The sequence below is a fragment of the Escherichia sp. MOD1-EC6475 genome, assembly GCF_003046645.1.
Taxonomy (GTDB): domain Bacteria; phylum Pseudomonadota; class Gammaproteobacteria; order Enterobacterales; family Enterobacteriaceae; genus Escherichia; species Escherichia ruysiae.
Genome location: NZ_PZKQ01000011.1, coordinates 291,265 through 310,004, shown reverse-complemented (window position 1 = coordinate 310,004; position 18,740 = coordinate 291,265). Strand labels below are relative to the sequence as shown.

Genomic DNA, 18,740 nt, shown 5'->3' with positions numbered 1-18,740 from the left:
GAGCGGATATCGCTACGCTATGCCCTTTTTGAGGAGGAACGATGGACTCTATTCACGGTCATGAAGTGTTAAATATGATGATTGAATCAGGCGAGCAATATACGCACGCCAGTCTGGAAGCGGCGATCAAAGCGCGTTTTGGTGAACAGGCGCGTTTTCATACCTGCTCGGCGGAAGGGATGACAGCGGGAGAGCTGGTGGCGTTTCTGGCGGCGAAAGGTAAATTTATTCCCGGCGAAGAAGGGTTCTCAACCGATACAAGTAAAATTTGTCGCCACTGATATGAAACGGCGGCAGTAAATCTGCCGCCAGAGTAGATTAGTTTTGCGCGTCGAGGGTAGAAAGTTCTTTATCGATGAAATAAAGACCTTCGCCGCTTTTACCAGCCAGACTTAATTTATCAATAATCGATTTGAACAATTTCTCTTCTTCATGCTGCTCAGAAACATACCATTGCAGGAAATTAAACGTTGGGTAATCCTGGTTGGTCATGGCGGCGTGAGCCAGTTCATTAATTTTCTGCGTGATTAATTGTTCATGCTTATAAGTTTCCTGGAATAATTCATCAAGTGAAGAATATTCAGCAAACGGGGATTCAACGGTATTAATACGCGGTAAGTTTCCGGTATCGGTCAGATAATCAAACAGACGCTGCATATGCGTCATCTCTTCCTGGGCGTGGCGGCGCAGAAATGCAGCCGCACCTTCAAAGGTATGATAGCTGCACCAGGCGCTCATTTGCTGATAAAGCAGTGAAGAGTACAGTTCCAGGTTCATCTGCTCATTGAGTTTTTCAATCATTTCTGGTTTCAGCATGATAGTGCTCCACAAAGGTTATTTTTGTTGCTGTGGCGCCACTATAATTTGTTATTTTATTATTTGCAAAAGGTAAAATATTAAATTCAATTATTAAAAATACGAATGGGAATAAAACGCATTAACGCTATTCGTGGGATTAATTAACCAGCGAAGCATCCCTCGCTGATTAAGGCTTTATTGATAAGTCGAGGGCATTAAATTTTGGCACTGATACGACAACGTAAATTCCGTATTCAGACATAACGCCCCCGCAAACAGACTACAGTTACTTACAGGTTGCCCAAACGCAATGGCGCGGGTAAACCCTGCGTGCTGACATGCGCGTTCCGCTATTCTTTGATTAAGATAGCTGTCAGTACGGGCGTGTTGTAAAAACGCCTGGTCATAAACGAGGCGTACAATACCGCTCGTGACATTAACCTCGCTCAATTGAGCCTGACGAGTTACGGTGCAGCCCGCTAATGTTAAAAGCGAAAAAACAATTATCAGATGTTTCATGTCACGGCCTGAAAAGGGAGAAGAAACAGGTATTGTACCTGCGTGCAGGATCAGGTTATGGACAGAAAAGACGACGGATCGGCGCTATTCCTTGCTTTTCCCAGAAGTCAGATGCTTTATGGCGACTTTGCGGGTTATCAATTTCATAACATTAAAGGGATATTTGTGTGATATAAATCACATAAAGATTGATTTTTGTGATGGATGTCATATTATAAGCGCAAAGACGATAACACCTGCATAACAAATGGTCGGGGTACCTCAATGAAACTGCGCAAAATCCTGAAAAGCATGTTCGATAACTATTGCAAGACGTTCAAAGACGTACCGCCAGGCAATATGTTCAGATAACAAAAAACCTGCTTCGGCAGGTTTTTTTGTGCCCTGGTGATGGCGGATGTGACTATCGCTGTGGAGGGGAAGCCGCTACTATAGCGGCTTTCAAAATGCTATCAGGAGTTTACAATGTCCCAGCCGCTGAATGCCGATCAGGAACTGGTCTCTGATGTTGTCGCTTGCCAGTTGGTAATCAAACAAATTCTCGACGTACTCGATGTGATCGCACCTGTTGAGTTGCGTGAAAAAATGTCCAGCCAGCTGAAGAATATCGATTTTACTAACCATCCCGCCGCAGCCGATCCGGTAACGATGCGCGCTATCCAAAAAGCTATCGCGCTGATTGAACTGAAATTTACTCCGCAAGGTGAATCCCATTAAAAAAACCGCTGCTTCAAAGTATGAAGCAGCGGTTTTCTCAAAATTATTTGTATCCGGCGCATGTTTTAAAGCGCCGAACATGATTAATGTATCTGATGCGACACGACATTAAGAACATGCTGGTCGGTCTGGACAGGGCACATACCGGCAAGTTTCGCGCTGCGCACTTCATCAAGAATGGTTTGCAACAACAGGCCATCGTGCTGCTGTTCTTTTTCCAGATCGCGCAGGAAATCGACGGTAGAATCATCATTCAATTCTTTAGCTTCATCGGCTAATTGTGACAGCTTGCTTGAACGCTGCTCATATTCTTCCATCGTTTTTTGGAAGAGTTCTTCCAGAGAGTTAAGCTTTTCTCCTGGTACATCGATAGCTTTAACGATGGGAGTTGCTCCGATACTTTTCATAAAGTTAAACATGCGCATCATTTGCGTCACGTTACTTTGTGCCTGGGCGCGAAGGAAAGTAGCGGTGCCATTCAGACTTTGTTCAGAACACCATTTGCTCAGGTGAAGGTAGAGATTGGATGCGTAAAACTCGCGGTTCATTTGGGTGTTGAGTTTGAGAAGCATTCCAGTGGTTGCCATACCTAATATCCTTATATCCAGAAGACGTGAGGTGCAAGATGAATCAAAACACCGTAATTACTGCTTGCAGAATAATTCCTTTCTGCATGTCCAAAATGTGATCGTGGAGTCAATTCTGACGATGATCTGAAATAAGCATAACGTCTGAACGAATATAAGAAAATCCTTAAATCACCGGATTTATATTTTTTTACATTTCATTGGTGAGATCAATTGGTTTGCAATAATTCCTAATGCGTTATATTGATGTATTTCATTGATATTAAAATGATTTCTTAATAACATGATGATGTTTTGATATTTTAAGGTGTTTTTTCGATTATGCGATAATGCTCTCGTTATAGCGTTACCTTTAATTAATAAATGAGGTGATAATTGATGTGGAAATTGATTGGTGCAAGGTTTAGAGACTTCTTCCTCCTTTCACTATTCAGCGCAAATGAACAACCTCTTGCCCGGTAATAATTAGATTAAAAAAGACACTCCCTGCCTCTCAAAGCACACCACAAGGATTTCCAGGCTAATGTCATGGATTATTCTGCTAATGCTTTTTTGATTTGTCAGACAATTACCGATTCCAGTATGTCATTTCTCGCTGAATTTATGCACGTTCTCACTGTAATTCTGCTATGTGATATTGCTCTCCTATGGAGAATTAATTTCTCGCTAAAACTATGCCAACACAGTCAATTATCTTTTCGATAAAGGTAATGCTTTGTTTTCCGATTGAATTAACAAAAGTTCTTAGTTTTTGCCCTACACAAAATGACGCTAAAGCTGGAGATAACCATGCACAAATTTACTAAAGCTCTTGCAGCCATTGGTCTGGCTGCCGTTATGTCACAATCCGCTATGGCGGAAAACCTGAAACTCGGTTTCCTGGTAAAGCAACCAGAAGAGCCGTGGTTCCAGACCGAATGGAAGTTTGCCGATAAAGCCGGGAAAGATTTAGGGTTTGACGTTATTAAGATTGCCGTGCCGGATGGCGAAAAGACGCTGAACGCCATCGACAGTTTGGCTGCCAGCGGTGCGAAAGGGTTTGTCATTTGTACGCCAGACCCGAAACTGGGTTCCGCAATTGTGGCGAAAGCACGTGGCTATGGTATGAAAGTGATTGCCGTGGATGACCAGTTTGTAAATGCCAAAGGTAAGCCGATGGATACCGTGCCGCTGGTGATGATGGCGGCGACCAAAATTGGTGAGCGTCAGGGCCAGGAACTGTATAAAGAGATGCAGAAACGTGGTTGGGACGTAAAAGAAAGTGCCGTAATGGCGATTACTGCCAACGAACTGGATACCGCTCGTCGCCGTACCACGGGGTCTATGGACGCGCTGAAAGCCGCCGGATTCCCGGAAAAACAAATTTATCAGGTTCCCACCAAATCTAACGACATCCCAGGGGCATTTGACGCCGCCAACTCCATGCTGGTTCAGCATCCTGAAGTTAAACACTGGTTGATTGTCGGGATGAATGACAGCACCGTGCTGGGCGGTGTACGTGCAACGGAAGGTCAGGGCTTTAAAGCGGCGGACATCATTGGTATTGGTATCAATGGGGTGGATGCGGTGAGTGAGCTGTCAAAAGCGCAGGCTACCGGTTTCTACGGTTCACTCCTGCCAAGTCCGGACGTACATGGCTATAAATCCAGCGAAATGCTCTACAACTGGGTAGCGAAAGACGTAGAACCACCAAAATTCACTGAAGTTACCGATGTAGTTCTGATTACGCGCGACAACTTTAAAGAAGAACTGGAGAAAAAAGGTTTAGGCGGTAAGTAATCTGCCGTAAAAATTCCCCTCTGCCTTTATTGTGCAGAGGGGGTGTGAAAGACCAGTGATTCACGGAGACGTTATGCAACAGTCTACCCCGTATCTCTCATTTCGCGGCATTGGTAAAACTTTCCCCGGCGTTAAGGCGTTGACGGATATCAGTTTTGACTGCTATGCCGGTCAGGTTCATGCGTTGATGGGTGAAAATGGCGCAGGAAAATCAACACTCTTAAAAATCCTTAGTGGAAACTATGCGCCAACCACGGGTTCTGTAGTGATTAATGGACAAGAAATGTCCTTTTCCGACACGACCGCTGCGCTTAACGCGGGTGTGGCGATTATTTACCAGGAACTGCATCTCGTGCCGGAAATGACCGTCGCGGAAAATATTTATCTCGGCCAGCTTCCCCATAAAGGCGGCATTGTGAATCGTTCACTGCTGAATTATGAAGCAGGTTTACAACTCAAACATCTGGGTATGGATATTGACCCGGCTACGCCGCTGAAATATCTCTCCATTGGTCAGTGGCAGATGGTTGAAATTGCCAAAGCTCTGGCGCGTAACGCCAAAATTATCGCCTTTGATGAGCCAACCAGCTCCCTGTCTGCCCGTGAAATCGACAATCTTTTCCGCGTTATTCGTGAACTGCGAAAAGAGGGGCGGGTGATCTTATACGTTTCTCACCGTATGGAAGAAATATTTGCCCTCAGCGATGCCATCACCGTCTTTAAAGATGGGCGTTATGTCAAAACCTTTACCGATATGCAGCAGGTTGACCACGACGCACTGGTACAGGCGATGGTTGGTCGCGATATCGGCGATATCTACGGCTGGCAACCGCGTAGCTATGGTGAGGAGCGATTGCGTCTGGATGCCGTGAAGGCACCTGGCGTGCGTACGCCAATAAGCCTGACCGTTCGCAGTGGTGAAATCGTTGGTCTGTTTGGTCTGGTGGGGGCAGGACGCAGCGAATTAATGAAAGGCATGTTTGGTGGGACGCAAATCACCGCCGGTCAGGTTTATATCGACCAAAAGCCAATCGATATCCGTAAACCAGGCCACGCCATTGCGGCTGGCATGATGCTCTGTCCAGAAGATCGTAAAGCGGAAGGCATTATTCCGGTGCATTCCGTCCGTGACAATATCAACATCAGCGCCCGTCGCAAGCATGTTCTCGGCGGTTGCGTGATCAATAACGGCTGGGAAGCAAATAATGCTGATCACCATATTCGTTCGCTCAATATCAAAACGCCAGGAGCAGAGCAATTAATCATGAATCTCTCCGGTGGTAATCAGCAAAAAGCCATTCTGGGACGCTGGTTATCGGAAGATATGAAAGTCATTTTGCTGGATGAACCTACGCGCGGTATTGATGTGGGAGCCAAGCACGAAATATATAACGTGATTTATGCGCTGGCGGCGCAGGGGGTGGCGGTGCTGTTTGCCTCCAGCGATCTGCCCGAAGTCCTCGGCGTCGCCGACCGTATTGTCATCATGCGTGAAGGTGAAATCGCTGGTGAATTGCTACACGAGCAGGCAGATGAGCGTCAGGCACTAAGCCTTGCTATGCCTAAAGTCAGTCAGGCAGTTGCCTGAGTAAGGAGAGTATGATGTCTTCTGTTTCTACATCGGGTTCTGGCGCACCTAAGTCGTCATTCAGCTTCGGCCGTATCTGGGATCAGTACGGTATGCTGGTGGTGTTTGCGGTGCTGTTTATTGCCTGTGCCATTTTTGTCCCGAACTTTGCCACCTTCATTAATATGAAAGGGCTGGGGCTGGCAATCTCCATGTCGGGGATGGTGGCGTGCGGTATGTTGTTCTGTCTCGCGTCGGGTGACTTTGACCTTTCTGTTGCTTCGGTCATTGCCTGTGCAGGTGTCACTACGGCGGTGGTTATCAATCTGACCGAAAGCCTGTGGATAGGCGTGGCGGCAGGTTTGCTGCTGGGCGTCCTCTGCGGTCTGGTGAATGGTTTTGTTATCGCTAAACTTAAAATTAACGCCTTGATTACCACGCTGGCGACGATGCAGATTGTCCGTGGTCTGGCGTATATCATCTCTGACGGTAAAGCGGTTGGTATCGAAGATGAAAGTTTCTTTGCTCTCGGTTATGCCAACTGGTTCGGCCTGCCTGCGCCAATCTGGCTCACTGTCGCTTGCCTGATAATCTTTGGCTTGCTGCTGAACAAAACTACCTTTGGTCGTAATACGCTGGCGATTGGCGGTAACGAAGAGGCCGCGCGTCTGGCGGGTGTACCTGTTGTCCGCACCAAAATCATTATCTTCGTTCTCTCTGGTCTGGTATCGGCGATTGCCGGGATTGTTCTGGCTTCGCGCATGACCAGCGGTCAGCCGATGACCTCGATTGGCTATGAGTTGATTGTTATCTCAGCCTGCGTTTTAGGTGGCGTTTCTCTGAAAGGTGGCATCGGAAAAATCTCATATGTGGTGGCGGGTATCTTAATTTTAGGTACTGTAGAAAATGCTATGAACCTGCTCAATATTTCTCCTTTCGCGCAGTACGTGGTTCGTGGCTTAATCCTGCTGGCGGCGGTGATCTTCGACCGTTACAAGCAAAAAGCGAAACGCACTGTCTGATGCTTTTTTTCGCAACAATTTAGCTCTTTTTTCCATCACAGCCAGCCGCCACAACGGCTGGCTGTTCTTTTTTGCAAATGGCGAGCTACGTCACACTGTCTATACTTACATGTCTGTAAAGCGCGTTCTGCGCAAACTATAAAAAGATAAGGAGGAGTACCGGGTGACAGAACCGTTAACCGAACCCCCTGAACTATCCGCGAAATATGCCTGGTTTTTTGATCTCGATGGAACGCTGGCAGAAATTAAACCGCATCCCGATCAGGTCGTCGTGCCTGACAATATTCTGCAAGGACTTCAGCTACTGGCAACCGCAAGTGATGGTGCATTGGCATTGATATCAGGGCGCTCAATGGTCGAGCTTGACGCACTGGCAAAACCTTATCGCTTCCCGTTAGCGGGCGTGCATGGGGCGGAGCGCCGTGACATCAATGGTAAAACGCATATCGTTCACCTGCCGGATGCGATTGCCCGCGATATTAGCGTTCAACTGCATACGGCAATCAGCCACTATCCCGGTGCGGAACTTGAGGCCAAAGGGATGGCGTTTGCGCTGCATTATCGTCAGGCGCCGCAGCACGAAGACGCCTTATTGACATTAGCGCAACGCATTACCCAGATTTGGCCGCAAATGGCATTACAGCAGGGAAAGTGTGTCGTCGAGATTAAACCAGGAAACACCAGTAAAGGGGAGGCGATTGCAGCCTTTATGCAGGAAGCTCCCTTTGTCGGTCGTAAGCCCGTTTTTCTGGGCGATGATTTAACCGATGAATCTGGCTTCGCGGTCGTTAACCGACTGGGTGGAATGTCAGTGAAAATTGGCACCGGAGCGACTCAGGCATCATGGCGGCTGGCGGGCGTGCCGGATGTCTGGAGCTGGCTTGAAATGATAACCAACGCATTACAACAACAAAAAAGAGAAAATAACAGGAGTGATGACTATGAGTCGTTTAGTCGTAGTATCTAACCGGATTGCACCACCAGACGAGCACGCCGCCAGTGCCGGTGGCCTTGCTGTCGGCATACTGGGGGCACTGAAAGCCGCAGGTGGGCTGTGGTTTGGCTGGAGTGGCGAAACAGGGAATGAGGATCAGCCGCTAAAAAAGGTGAAAAAAGGAAATATTACCTGGGCCTCTTTTAACCTCAGCGAACAGGATCTCGACGAATACTACAACCAATTCTCTAATGCCGTTCTCTGGCCTGCATTTCATTATCGACTCGATCTGGTGCAATTTCAGCGTCCTGCCTGGGACGGCTATCTACGCGTAAATGCGTTACTGGCAGATAAATTACTGCCGCTGCTGGAAGACGATGACATTATCTGGGTTCACGATTATCACCTGTTGCCATTTGCGCATGAATTACGCAAACGTGGGGTGAATAATCGCATTGGTTTCTTCCTGCATATTCCTTTCCCGACGCCGGAAATCTTCAATGCGCTACCGACGTATGACACCTTGCTTGAACAGCTTTGTGATTATGATTTGCTGGGTTTCCAGACAGAGAACGATCGTCTGGCGTTCCTGGATTGCCTTTCTAACCTGACCCGTGTTACGACGCGTAGCTCAAAAAGCCATACGGCCTGGGGCAAAACGTTTCGAACCGAAGTTTACCCCATTGGCATTGAACCAGATGAGATTGCCAAACAGGCTGCCGGGCCACTGCCGGCAAAACTGGCGCAACTAAAAGCGGAACTGAAAAACGTACAGAATATCTTTTCTGTCGAACGACTGGATTATTCCAAAGGTTTGCCGGAGCGTTTTCTTGCCTATGAAGCGTTGCTGGAAAAATATCCGCAACATCACGGTAAAATTCGCTATACCCAGATTGCGCCAACGTCGCGTGGTGATGTGCAAGCGTATCAGGATATTCGTCATCAGTTGGAAAATGAAGCCGGGAGAATTAACGGCAAATATGGTCAATTAGGCTGGACGCCGCTTTATTATCTGAATCAGCATTTTGATCGTAAATTACTGATGAAAATCTTCCGCTATTCCGATGTTGGATTAGTGACGCCGCTGCGCGACGGAATGAACCTGGTCGCGAAAGAGTATGTTGCCGCACAAGATCCTGCCAATCCGGGCGTACTGGTACTTTCGCAATTTGCCGGGGCGGCAAACGAACTGACGTCGGCGTTAATTGTAAACCCATACGATCGTGATGAAGTTGCGGCGGCGCTCAATCGGGCGTTGACGATGTCGCTGGCGGAACGTATTTCCCGCCATGCAGAAATGCTGGAAGTTATTGTGAAAAACGACATTAATCACTGGCAGGAGTATTTTATTCGCGACCTAAAGCAGATAGTTCCGCGAAGCGCGGAAAGTCAGCAGCGCGATAAAGTTGCCACCTTTCCGAAACTGGCGTAATCGCGGTTAATCTCCCTTAAGCGGAACCAGTAGTACATCGACCTCGCTTGAGGCAATCACACTTTTCGCTGAGCAGGATGCTCGCGAAAAGAAACTGTGGTTATGATTGCCGCAAATCACCAAATCGAATTTATGTTTACGGCACACTGCCAGAATATGTTCGCTTAACTCTCCGCAAGCAATAAACGTCTCTTCTACCGGATATCCCGCATCCTTAATTAATTTATCAAGAAAGTTTTGTGTTTCTTCATGCATCACGCTGCGTAAATCTTCAAGCATCGGTGCGGCTAATTGATTGAATATTTCCGGGTCGGAAGCGAGAGTGATCAAACTTATGCGTCCATTAACCGGACGGGCGATAGATACCGCTTTTGTTAACAGTTGCTGGCTTTCTGGCGAGACAGCTACGGCAACAAGAACATTGGTATAGCTCATAACCTGCTCCTTATTCTGTGAACTTCAGGTGTTATTACAGCTTTACTCTGAATGAGGCACTGATGCAATAACAACTCAGTCAAAAAGGTAAATATTAGGCTGGTTACTAGTAAGAATAATTAATTAGTACCGCAATGTTATCATGCGATCACCAGTGTGGTTATAAGAAGTGAAATTAACTATTTTCCTTATAAAACAAATGGATAATATTTGTAAAACATTTACTTAACATTTGAGGGGTTCCCGGCTTTATTTTCACTTGAACAGGCTCATGTTATGTAACTCTCTGTTTGAAAATAATTTATAGAGGATAAATAAATTTATTTCATACATAACATATGGTTATTTACGGTGATTTATATTAACAGTGCGCAACATAATAATTTTATGCATCCACTTCATTTTTGAAGTCAGGGGTGCTGAAAAACTTTTTAACAGAATGAAATATCACCAAAACAAAAGTATGACTTATACATTAATGTTAAGTAATTGAGTGTTTTGTGTGATCTGAGTCACACATTATCGAAAATCGCAGCGTCGCTCCGTTGTATGTGTGAGTGGTGACGAGTACAGTTGCGTCGAATTAGGAAAAATCTTAGATAAGTGTAAAAAACACTACTCTCTGTAAGGGATTGTTTCATCTCTTACGATGCCTGTGTTTTTTCGTTGATCGCAACTATTCCATGGTTATTTACTTTTTACCGGGATTTCCCGGCGACATCACGGGGTGCGGTGATACCGCATAAAAATAAAGTTAGTTATTCTGGATGGGAATAATGCATACCTCCGAGTTGCTGAAACATATTTATGACATCAATTTGTCATATTTACTTCTTGCACAACGTCTGATCGTTCAGGACAAAGCGTCCGCCATGTTTCGTCTCGGTATTAATGAAGAAATGGCAACAACGTTAGCGACGCTGACGCTTCCGCAAATGGTTAAACTGGCAGAAACCAATCAACTGATTTGTCATTTCCGCTTTGACAGCCACCAGACTATTAATCAGTTGACGCAGGATTCCCACGTTGACGATCTCCAGCAAGTTCATACCGGTATCATGCTCTCTACACGTTTGTTGAATGATGTTAATCAGCCCGAAGAAGTGCTGCGTAAAAAAAGGGCCTGATAATGAGCGAAAAAAGCATTGTTCAGGAAGCCCGGGATATTCAGCTGGCAATGGAATTGATCACCCTCGGCGCTCGTTTGCAGATGCTGGAAAGTGAAACACAATTAAGTCGCGGACGCCTGATCAAACTCTATAAAGAACTGCGCGGAAGTCCGCCGCCGAAAGGTATGCTGCCATTCTCCACCGACTGGTTTATGACCTGGGAACAAAATGTTCATGCGTCGATGTTTTGTAATGCATGGCAGTTTTTGCTGAAAACCGGGTTATGTAACGGCGTCGATGCCGTGATCAAAGCCTATCGTTTATACCTCGAACAGTGTCCGCAAGCCGAAGAAGGCCCTCTGCTGGCGTTGACACGCGCCTGGACACTGGTGCGATTTGTTGAAAGTGGTTTACTACAACTTTCCAGTTGCAAGTGCTGCGGCGGTAATTTTATCACCCATGCCCATCAGCCTGTTGGCAGCTTTGCCTGCAGCTTATGTCAGCCGCCATCACGAGCGGTAAAAAGACGTAAACTTTCTCAAGACCCTGCCGATATTATCCCTCAACTGCTGGATGAACAGAGAGTACAGGCTGTTTAACTCACGCGATATGGCGAAACATTCCAGCAGCGGCAAGTGATTGTCGCTGCTTTTTTTCCCCGACCGTAAGTTAACGCCCGACGACTGAACATCCTGTCATGGTCAACAGTGAAAGAATGATGTCGTGCTTATCTTATTAGGTTACCTGGTTGTTCTCGGTACAGTTTTCGGCGGTTATTTGATGACCGGCGGAAGCCTTGGAGCACTCTATCAACCCGCTGAACTGGTGATTATTGCCGGTGCAGGCATTGGGTCGTTTATTGTCGGCAACAACGGTAAAGCCATCAAAGGCACGCTTAAGGCGCTGCCGTTACTGTTTCGCCGCTCCAAATACACCAAAGCGATGTATATGGATCTGCTGGCACTGCTTTACCGGCTAATGGCGAAATCACGCCAGATGGGCATGTTTTCGCTGGAGCGCGATATTGAAAATCCTCGCGAGAGCGAGATCTTCGCCAGTTATCCTCGCATTATGGCAGATGCCGTCATGCTTGATTTTATTGTCGATTATCTGCGCCTGATTATTAGTGGTCACATGAATACCTTCGAAATCGAAGCTTTGATGGATGAAGAGATCGAGACTCACGAAAGCGAGGCGGAAGTCCCGGCAAACAGTCTGGCGCTGGTCGGTGACTCGCTCCCGGCATTTGGTATTGTCGCCGCAGTGATGGGGGTGGTTCACGCGTTAGGTTCAGCCGATCGTCCTGCCGCCGAACTGGGGGCGCTGATTGCTCATGCGATGGTGGGGACTTTCCTCGGTATCTTATTGGCTTATGGATTTATTTCCCCGCTGGCAAGTGTTTTGCGCCAGAAAAGCGCAGAGACCAGCAAAATGATGCAGTGTGTCAAAGTCATACTGCTTTCTAATCTCAACGGTTATGCACCGCCAATTGCGGTTGAATTTGGTCGCAAAACGCTCTACTCCAGCGAGCGCCCGTCGTTCGTCGAACTGGAAGAGCATGTTCGTGCAGTGAAAAATCCGCAACAGCAGACGACAACCGAGGAAGCATGAAGAATCACGCGCATCCAATTATTGTCGTCAAACGACGCAAAGCGAAAAGTCACGGCGCGGCGCATGGATCGTGGAAGATTGCTTATGCTGACTTTATGACTGCGATGATGGCTTTTTTTCTGGTGATGTGGCTGATCTCCATCTCCAGCCCAAAAGAGCTGATTCAGATTGCGGAATATTTCCGCACGCCGCTGGCGACGGCAGTAACGGGCGGCGATCGCATTTCGAATAGTGAAAGCCCAATTCCTGGCGGGGGTGATGATTACACCCAAAGCCAGGGAGAAGTGAATAAGCAGCCAGACATTGAAGAACTGAAAAAACACATGGAGCAAAGTCGGCTGCGGAAATTGCGGGGCGATCTCGACCAGCTTATCGAATCAGATCCGAAACTACGGGCGCTGCGTCCACATCTCAAAATCGATCTGGTGCAGGAAGGTTTACGCATTCAGATTATCGACAGCCAGAATCGCCCGATGTTTAAAACCGGCTGTGCTGACGTCGAACCCTATATGCGTGACATTCTGCGGAGTATTGCGCCTGTGCTGAACGGTATTCCTAACCGTATCAGTCTCTCCGGTCATACCGATGATTTCCCTTACGCCAATGGTGAGCAAGGCTATAGCAACTGGGAGCTTTCTGCCGAACGCGCTAATGCGTCGCGCCGTGAGCTAATGGTGGGTGGTCTGGCTGATGGCAAAATTCTGCGCGTCGTCGGCATGGCTGCCACCATGCGTTTAAGCGATCGTGGACCTGATGATGCCGTCAATCGTCGAATCAGCCTGCTGGTTCTGAACAGACAAGCCGAACAAGCTATTTTGCATGAAAACGCTGAAAGCCAGAATGAGCCGGTAAGTGTTCTGGAAAAAACAGGGAGCGCACCGCAGGTCAGTGCTCCCACAATGCCATCAGCCGAACCGAGGTGACAGCGTGAGCATGGATATAAGCGATTTTTATCAGACATTTTTTGATGAAGCGGACGAACTGTTAGCCGATATGGAGCAGCATCTGCTTAATTTGCAACCTGAAGCGCCAGATGCCGAACAGTTGAATGCCATCTTCCGTGCAGCCCATTCCATCAAAGGAGGGGCAGGAACGTTTGGTTTTACTGTGTTACAGGAAACCACGCATCTGATGGAAAATCTGCTCGATGAAGCCAGACGCGGTGAGATGCAGCTTAATACCGACATTATCAATCTGTTTTTGGAAACGAAGGACATCATGCAAGAACAGCTCGACGCTTATAAACAGTCGCAAGAGCCGGATACCGCCAACTTCGATTATATCTGCCAGGCCTTGCGTCAACTGGCATTAGAAGCGAAAGGCGAAACGGTATCCGCAGTGACCCGATTAAGTGTGGTTGCCAAAAGTGAACCGCAAGATGGTCAGAATAGTAGTCAATCGCCGAGACGAATTATCCTTTCGCGCCTGAAAGCGGGAGAAATCGATCTGCTGGAAGAAGAGCTGGGACATCTGACAACGTTGGCTGACGTGGTGAAAGGAGCCGATTCGCTATCGGCGACATTAGCGGGAGATATTGCGGAAGACGACATTACTGCGGTGCTTTGCTTTGTCATTGAGGCCGATCAGATTGCCTTTGAAAGCGTTGAGTCTACGGCGAAAGTATCTGCGCCACCGGTGCTTAAACTTGCCGCAGCAGAAGCGCCAGCCGTACGGGCAGAACGGGAAAAACCGCCGCGCGGCAGCGAATCCACCAGTATCCGTGTGGCGGTGGAGAAGGTTGATCAACTGATTAACCTTGTCGGCGAACTGGTCATCACCCAGTCAATGCTGGCCCAGCGTTCCAGCGAACTGGACCCGGTTAATCATGGTGATTTGATTACCAGCATGGGGCAGTTACAACGTAACGCTCGTGATTTGCAGGAATCGGTGATGTCGATCCGCATGATGCCGATGGAATATGTCTTTAGTCGCTATCCCCGGCTGGTGCGTGATCTGGCGGGAAAACTCGGCAAGCAGGTGGAACTGACGCTGGTGGGCAGTTCCACCGAACTCGACAAGAGTCTGATAGAACGCATTATCGATCCGCTGACCCACCTGGTACGCAACAGTCTCGACCACGGAATTGAACTGCCGGACAAACGCCTCGCCGCAGGCAAAAACAGCGTCGGAAATTTGGTTCTGTCTGCTGAACATCAGGGCGGCAACATCTGCATCGAAGTAACCGACGATGGCGCGGGGCTGAACCGTGAACGGATTCTGGCAAAAGCTGTTTCACAGGGTCTGACCGTCAGCGACAACATGACGGATGACGAAGTGGCAATGCTGATATTTGCTCCTGGTTTTTCTACAGCAGAGCAGGTTACCGATGTCTCTGGACGCGGCGTTGGTATGGATGTCGTCAAACGTAATATCCAGGAGATGGGCGGTCATGTCGAAATCAAATCGAAGCCGGGCGCAGGAACCACAATCCGTATTTTACTGCCGCTGACGCTGGCGATCCTCGATGGCATGTCTGTGCGTGTTGCAGATGAAGTTTTCATTCTGCCGCTGAATGCCGTCATGGAATCATTGCAACCTCGTGAAGCTGATATGCATCCACTGGCGGGTGGCGAGCGGGTACTGGAAGTACGTGGTGAATATCTGCCCATCGTCGAACTGTGGAAAGTGTTCAACGTTGCGGGCGCGAAAACTGAAGCCACTCAGGGCATTGTGGTGATTCTGCAAAGTGGCGGTCGCCGCTACGCCTTGCTGGTGGATCAATTAATTGGTCAACACCAGGTGGTAGTGAAAAACCTGGAAAGTAACTATCGAAAAATCCCGGGAATATCCGCCGCAACGATTCTCGGCGACGGCAGCGTGGCACTGATTGTTGATGTATCTGCCTTGCAGACGATAAACCGCGAACAATGTATGGCGAACACCGCCGCCTGATTGAGTAAAAAGGTAATAAATATGACCGGTATGACAAATGTAACAAAACTGGCCAGCGAACCGTCAGGCCAGGAATTTCTGGTATTTACCCTTGGTGACGAAGAGTACGGTATTGATATTCTGAAAGTGCAGGAGATCCGTGGCTATGATCAGGTTACGCGGATTGCGAACACGCCTGCATTTATCAAAGGTGTCACTAACCTGCGCGGCGTTATTGTGCCGATTGTCGATTTACGCATTAAGTTCAGCCAGGTGGATGTGGAATATAACGACAACACGGTGGTCATCGTCCTGAATCTGGGGCAGCGTGTGGTCGGCATTGTGGTTGATGGCGTGTCAGACGTTCTTTCATTGACGGCGGAGCAAATTCGTCCGGCACCGGAATTTGCTGTGACGCTTTCTACTGAATATCTCACCGGGCTGGGGGCGCTGGGTGACCGCATGTTAATTCTGGTGAATATCGAAAAACTGCTCAATAGTGAAGAGATGGCGCTGTTAGATAGCGCAGCGTCAGAGGTGGCGTAATTTATCCTGCTGTACTGAAATGAACCCGATGACCTGCGCATCGGGTTTTTTTACTTCATTTCGCCATGACTGGCATCAGCAATAAAGTTTCCCTTCTTCCTGCCGATAACGAAAACAACTTGTTTTCAGGAAGGTGCCTTATGATTAACCGTATCCGCGTAGTCACGCTGCTGATGATGGTGCTGGGGGTATTTGCACTGTTACAGCTTATTTCCGGCAGTCTGTTTTTTTCTTCGCTTCACCATAGCCAGAAAAGCTTTGTCGTTTCCAATGAACTACGGGAACAACAGAGTGAGCTAACCTCAACCTGGGATTTAATGCTACAAACGCGCATTAACCTGAGTCGTTCAGCGGTGCGGATGATGATGGATTCCTCCAATCAACAAAGTAACGCCAAAGTTGAATTGCTCGATAGCGCCAGGAAAACATTGGCCCAGGCCGCGACTCATTATAAAAAATTCAAAAGCATGGCACCGTTACCTGAAATGGTCGCCACCAGTCGTAATATTGATGAAAAATACAAAAACTATCACACAGCATTAACAGAACTGATTGATTATCTTGATTATGGCAATACTGGCGCCTACTTCGCTCAACCAACCCAGGGAATGCAAAATGCGATGGGCGAAGCATTTGCTCAGTACGCCCTTAGTAGTGAAAAACTTTACCGCAATATCGTCACTAACAATGCAGAAGATTACCGCTTTTCCCAGTGGCAACTGGCGATTATCGCGCTGGTGGTGGTATTAATTTTGCTGGTGGCGTGGTTCGGCATCCGCCGCATGTTGCTTAACCCGCTGGCGAAAATCATTGCTCACATTAGCGAAATTGCCGGCGGTAACCTGGCGAATAGCCTCATCATTGATGGACGCAGTGAAATGGGCGAGCTGGCACAGAGCGTTTCGCATATGCAGCGTTCCTTGACCGACACAGTTACTCACGTGCGGCAGGGGTCGGACGCCATCTATGCCGGCACACGTGAAATTGCAGCGGGCAATACCGATCTTTCCTCCCGTACTGAACAGCAGGCATCCGCGCTGGAAGAAACTGCCGCCAGCATGGAACAGCTCACCGCGACGGTAAAACAGAACGCCGATAACGCCCGTCAGGCCTCGCAACTGGCACAAAGTGCCTCCGACACCGCGCAGCACGGCGGCAAAGTGGTGGATGGCGTGGTGAAAACCATGCATGAAATCGCCGACAGTTCGAAGAAAATTGCCGACATTATTAGCGTAATCGACGGCATCGCATTCCAGACCAATATCCTCGCGCTGAATGCCGCTGTTGAAGCCGCGCGTGCCGGGGAACAGGGGCGTGGTTTTGCTGTGGTGGCGGGCGAAGTGCGTAATCTTGCCAGTCGCAGCGCCCAGGCAGCAAAAGAGATCAAAGCTCTGATAGAAGACTCAGTTTCCCGCGTTGATACTGGTTCGGTGCTGGTCGAAAGCGCCGGGGAAACGATGACGAGTATCGTTAATGCGGTTACGCGCGTCACCGACATTATGGGGGAAATTGCTTCAGCCTCCGATGAGCAGAGCCGTGGCATTGATCAAGTTGCGCTGGCTGTGTCGGAAATGGATCGCGTCACTCAACAGAATGCCTCGTTGGTGCAGGAGTCAGCCGCCGCTGCTGCCGCACTGGAAGAGCAGGCCAGCCGTTTAACTCAGGCTGTATCCGCATTTCGTCTGGCTGCAAGTCAGCTAAACCACAAACCACCACTAAAATCCCGGCCTGCCAGTGAGCAATCACCAGCACAGTCGCGGCGGCGTATCGCGGAACAAGAGCCAAACTGGGAAACATTTTGATGGGTATTTACCCAAGCGCCATTGCCGCCAGATGAGGCCGATGATGCAACAGAACGTCGCGCTTATCGTCTCTGATGGCGCTATTACAACACAATCGGCGCAGTTACAGGCTGTGTCAGTGGTTTCCTGAAGTGATTGAGAAGGCGCTATGACATCATCTCAGCCCTGTGGGCAAACGTCTTTATTGTTACAGATGACCGAGCGCCTGGTGCTTTCCGACGTTCATTTTCGGCGGATAAGCCAATTGATCTATCAACGGGCGGGGATCGTTCTGGCCGATCACAAGCGTGACATGGTCTACAACCGGTTGATACGCCGTTTGCGTTCGCTGGGACTGGTCGATTTTGGTCATTATCTGAACATGCTGGAATCTAATCAGCACAGCGGCGAGTGGCAGGCATTTATTAACTCGCTGACCACCAACCTGACGGCATTTTTTCGTGAAGGGCATCATTTCCCACTGATCGCGGCTCACGCTCGCCGTCGTTCCGGAGAATATCGTGTATGGAGCGCGGCGGCGTCGACAGGTGAAGAGCCGTACAGCATTGCCATGACGCTGGCGGACACATTAGGCACCGCGCCCGGACGCTGGAAAGTGTTCGCCAGTGATATCGACACCGAAGTGCTGGAAAAAGCCAGAAGCGGTATTTATCGCCATGAAGAACTGAAAAACCTGACGCCACAACAACTCCAGCGTTACTTCATGCGCGGCACGGGGCCGCATGAAGGGCTGGTGCGCGTGCGCCAGGAACTGGCGAGCTATGTCGATTTTTCCCCGCTGAATTTGTTGGCGAAACAGTACACCGTACCGGGGCCGTTTGATGCGATCTTCTGTCGTAACGTCATGATCTACTTTGATCAAACGACCCAACAGGAGATTTTGCGCCGCTTCGTACCACTACTTAAACCTGACGGATTGCTGTTTGCGGGGCACTCTGAAAATTTCAGCCACCTTGAGCGCAGCTTCACGCTGCGTGGGCAGACGGTGTATGCGCTAAGTAAGGATTAACC

The 18,740-nt window shown here is 48.5% G+C and carries 20 protein-coding genes; 16 read left to right on the top strand and 4 right to left on the bottom strand.

Annotated elements, in window-relative coordinates; all coding sequences use genetic code 11:
• Positions 1 to 41: 41 nt before the first annotated feature.
• Positions 42 to 281 (top strand): YecH family metal-binding protein, encoded by a 240-nt coding sequence (locus A7589_RS03940; protein ID WP_000377222.1) that lies wholly within the window; start codon positions 42 to 44, stop codon positions 279 to 281.
• A gap of 37 nt (positions 282 to 318) precedes the next feature.
• Here A7589_RS03940 and ftnA read toward each other — a convergent pair whose 3' ends face one another.
• The gene (gene ftnA, locus A7589_RS03935) at positions 319 to 816 is read right to left on the bottom strand and encodes a non-heme ferritin (RefSeq protein WP_000917207.1); all 498 of its coding nucleotides are present in this window, start codon (positions 814 to 816) and stop codon (positions 319 to 321) included.
• A gap of 177 nt (positions 817 to 993) precedes the next feature.
• A complete protein-coding gene (gene yecR, locus A7589_RS03930) occupies positions 994 to 1,317 on the bottom strand; it encodes a YecR family lipoprotein (protein WP_000681530.1) in 324 nt (107 codons plus the stop codon).
• Positions 1,318 to 1,581: 264 nt separating this feature from the next.
• Between yecR and azuC the strand changes: the two genes are divergently transcribed.
• On the top strand, positions 1,582 to 1,668 hold the full coding sequence (gene azuC / locus A7589_RS22760; protein ID WP_077629254.1) for a stress response protein AzuC: 87 nt from the start codon (positions 1,582 to 1,584) through the stop codon (positions 1,666 to 1,668).
• A 114-nt stretch (positions 1,669 to 1,782) separates the two neighbouring features.
• Complete coding sequence (gene yecJ / locus A7589_RS03920) at positions 1,783 to 2,034, top strand: DUF2766 family protein YecJ (protein WP_000082114.1); 252 nt, start codon at positions 1,783 to 1,785, stop codon at positions 2,032 to 2,034.
• An 83-nt stretch (positions 2,035 to 2,117) separates the two neighbouring features.
• On the opposite strand, the gene A7589_RS03915 is transcribed toward yecJ, so the two are convergent.
• Positions 2,118 to 2,621: a non-heme ferritin-like protein gene (locus A7589_RS03915; RefSeq protein WP_000246122.1), complete on the bottom strand. Its 504-nt coding sequence runs from the start codon at positions 2,619 to 2,621 to the stop codon at positions 2,118 to 2,120.
• A 789-nt stretch (positions 2,622 to 3,410) separates the two neighbouring features.
• Between A7589_RS03915 and araF the strand changes: the two genes are divergently transcribed.
• The 5 genes from araF to otsA all read left to right on the top strand — a co-directional run bounded on the left by araF (position 3,411) and on the right by otsA (position 9,355).
• Positions 3,411 to 4,400 (top strand): arabinose ABC transporter substrate-binding protein AraF, encoded by a 990-nt coding sequence (gene araF / locus A7589_RS03905; protein WP_000548667.1) that lies wholly within the window; start codon positions 3,411 to 3,413, stop codon positions 4,398 to 4,400.
• Between the two features lie 73 nt (positions 4,401 to 4,473).
• Positions 4,474 to 5,988, top strand: coding sequence for an arabinose ABC transporter ATP-binding protein AraG (gene araG / locus A7589_RS03900; protein WP_105282653.1), 1,515 nt, complete (start codon positions 4,474 to 4,476; stop codon positions 5,986 to 5,988).
• 14 nt (positions 5,989 to 6,002) lie between these two features.
• Positions 6,003 to 6,989, top strand: coding sequence for an arabinose ABC transporter permease AraH (gene araH, locus A7589_RS03895; RefSeq protein WP_010356944.1), 987 nt, complete (start codon positions 6,003 to 6,005; stop codon positions 6,987 to 6,989).
• A 163-nt stretch (positions 6,990 to 7,152) separates the two neighbouring features.
• Positions 7,153 to 7,956: a trehalose-phosphatase gene (otsB, locus tag A7589_RS03890; RefSeq protein ID WP_000138761.1), complete on the top strand. Its 804-nt coding sequence runs from the start codon at positions 7,153 to 7,155 to the stop codon at positions 7,954 to 7,956.
• Entirely contained in the window at positions 7,931 to 9,355 is a 1,425-nt protein-coding gene (gene otsA, locus A7589_RS03885; RefSeq protein ID WP_010356942.1) for an alpha,alpha-trehalose-phosphate synthase, read from the top strand. The genes otsB and otsA overlap by 26 nt, the downstream gene beginning before the upstream one ends.
• 6 nt (positions 9,356 to 9,361) lie before the next feature.
• Here otsA and uspC read toward each other — a convergent pair whose 3' ends face one another.
• Positions 9,362 to 9,790, bottom strand: coding sequence for a universal stress protein UspC (gene uspC, locus A7589_RS03880; RefSeq protein WP_000122664.1), 429 nt, complete (start codon positions 9,788 to 9,790; stop codon positions 9,362 to 9,364).
• Between the two features lie 776 nt (positions 9,791 to 10,566).
• Between uspC and flhD the strand changes: the two genes are divergently transcribed.
• From flhD to cheR, 8 genes are all read left to right on the top strand, one after another.
• A complete protein-coding gene (flhD, locus tag A7589_RS03875; RefSeq protein ID WP_021550922.1) occupies positions 10,567 to 10,917 on the top strand; it encodes a flagellar transcriptional regulator FlhD in 351 nt (116 codons plus the stop codon).
• Between the two features lie 2 nt (positions 10,918 to 10,919).
• A complete protein-coding gene (gene flhC / locus A7589_RS03870; protein ID WP_001291598.1) occupies positions 10,920 to 11,498 on the top strand; it encodes a flagellar transcriptional regulator FlhC in 579 nt (192 codons plus the stop codon).
• 124 nt (positions 11,499 to 11,622) lie between these two features.
• Positions 11,623 to 12,510, top strand: a complete 888-nt coding sequence (gene motA / locus A7589_RS03860; protein ID WP_000906346.1) for a flagellar motor stator protein MotA — start codon at positions 11,623 to 11,625, stop codon at positions 12,508 to 12,510.
• Positions 12,507 to 13,433: a flagellar motor protein MotB gene (gene motB, locus A7589_RS03855; RefSeq protein ID WP_108188730.1), complete on the top strand. Its 927-nt coding sequence runs from the start codon at positions 12,507 to 12,509 to the stop codon at positions 13,431 to 13,433. The genes motA and motB overlap by 4 nt, the downstream gene beginning before the upstream one ends.
• A gap of 4 nt (positions 13,434 to 13,437) precedes the next feature.
• On the top strand, positions 13,438 to 15,402 hold the full coding sequence (gene cheA / locus A7589_RS03850; RefSeq protein WP_010357118.1) for a chemotaxis protein CheA: 1,965 nt from the start codon (positions 13,438 to 13,440) through the stop codon (positions 15,400 to 15,402).
• 21 nt (positions 15,403 to 15,423) lie between these two features.
• Positions 15,424 to 15,927 (top strand): chemotaxis protein CheW, encoded by a 504-nt coding sequence (gene cheW / locus A7589_RS03845; protein ID WP_000147309.1) that lies wholly within the window; start codon positions 15,424 to 15,426, stop codon positions 15,925 to 15,927.
• 140 nt (positions 15,928 to 16,067) lie between these two features.
• On the top strand, positions 16,068 to 17,729 hold the full coding sequence (tar, locus tag A7589_RS03840; RefSeq protein ID WP_010357117.1) for a methyl-accepting chemotaxis protein II: 1,662 nt from the start codon (positions 16,068 to 16,070) through the stop codon (positions 17,727 to 17,729).
• Positions 17,730 to 17,877: 148 nt separating this feature from the next.
• Positions 17,878 to 18,738 carry a protein-glutamate O-methyltransferase CheR gene (gene cheR, locus A7589_RS03835; RefSeq protein ID WP_000204527.1) on the top strand — a complete coding sequence of 287 codons (861 nt, stop codon included), beginning with the start codon at positions 17,878 to 17,880 and terminating at the stop codon, positions 18,736 to 18,738.
• Positions 18,739 to 18,740 lie beyond the last annotated feature (2 nt).

Coding starts and splice junctions, on each gene's coding strand:
- motB (WP_108188730.1), top strand. CDS start 12,507: ATGAAGAATCACGCGCATCCAATTATTGTCGTCAAACGACGCAAAGCG.
- araH (WP_010356944.1), top strand. CDS start 6,003: ATGTCTTCTGTTTCTACATCGGGTTCTGGCGCACCTAAGTCGTCATTC.
- uspC (WP_000122664.1), bottom strand. CDS start 9,790: ATGAGCTATACCAATGTTCTTGTTGCCGTAGCTGTCTCGCCAGAAAGC.
- A7589_RS03940 (WP_000377222.1), top strand. CDS start 42: ATGGACTCTATTCACGGTCATGAAGTGTTAAATATGATGATTGAATCA.
- otsA (WP_010356942.1), top strand. CDS start 7,931: ATGAGTCGTTTAGTCGTAGTATCTAACCGGATTGCACCACCAGACGAG.
- azuC (WP_077629254.1), top strand. CDS start 1,582: ATGAAACTGCGCAAAATCCTGAAAAGCATGTTCGATAACTATTGCAAG.
- A7589_RS03915 (WP_000246122.1), bottom strand. CDS start 2,621: ATGGCAACCACTGGAATGCTTCTCAAACTCAACACCCAAATGAACCGC.
- cheR (WP_000204527.1), top strand. CDS start 17,878: ATGACATCATCTCAGCCCTGTGGGCAAACGTCTTTATTGTTACAGATG.
- ftnA (WP_000917207.1), bottom strand. CDS start 816: ATGCTGAAACCAGAAATGATTGAAAAACTCAATGAGCAGATGAACCTG.
- yecJ (WP_000082114.1), top strand. CDS start 1,783: ATGTCCCAGCCGCTGAATGCCGATCAGGAACTGGTCTCTGATGTTGTC.
- cheW (WP_000147309.1), top strand. CDS start 15,424: ATGACCGGTATGACAAATGTAACAAAACTGGCCAGCGAACCGTCAGGC.
- araF (WP_000548667.1), top strand. CDS start 3,411: ATGCACAAATTTACTAAAGCTCTTGCAGCCATTGGTCTGGCTGCCGTT.
- flhC (WP_001291598.1), top strand. CDS start 10,920: ATGAGCGAAAAAAGCATTGTTCAGGAAGCCCGGGATATTCAGCTGGCA.
- tar (WP_010357117.1), top strand. CDS start 16,068: ATGATTAACCGTATCCGCGTAGTCACGCTGCTGATGATGGTGCTGGGG.
- flhD (WP_021550922.1), top strand. CDS start 10,567: ATGCATACCTCCGAGTTGCTGAAACATATTTATGACATCAATTTGTCA.
- araG (WP_105282653.1), top strand. CDS start 4,474: ATGCAACAGTCTACCCCGTATCTCTCATTTCGCGGCATTGGTAAAACT.
- yecR (WP_000681530.1), bottom strand. CDS start 1,317: ATGAAACATCTGATAATTGTTTTTTCGCTTTTAACATTAGCGGGCTGC.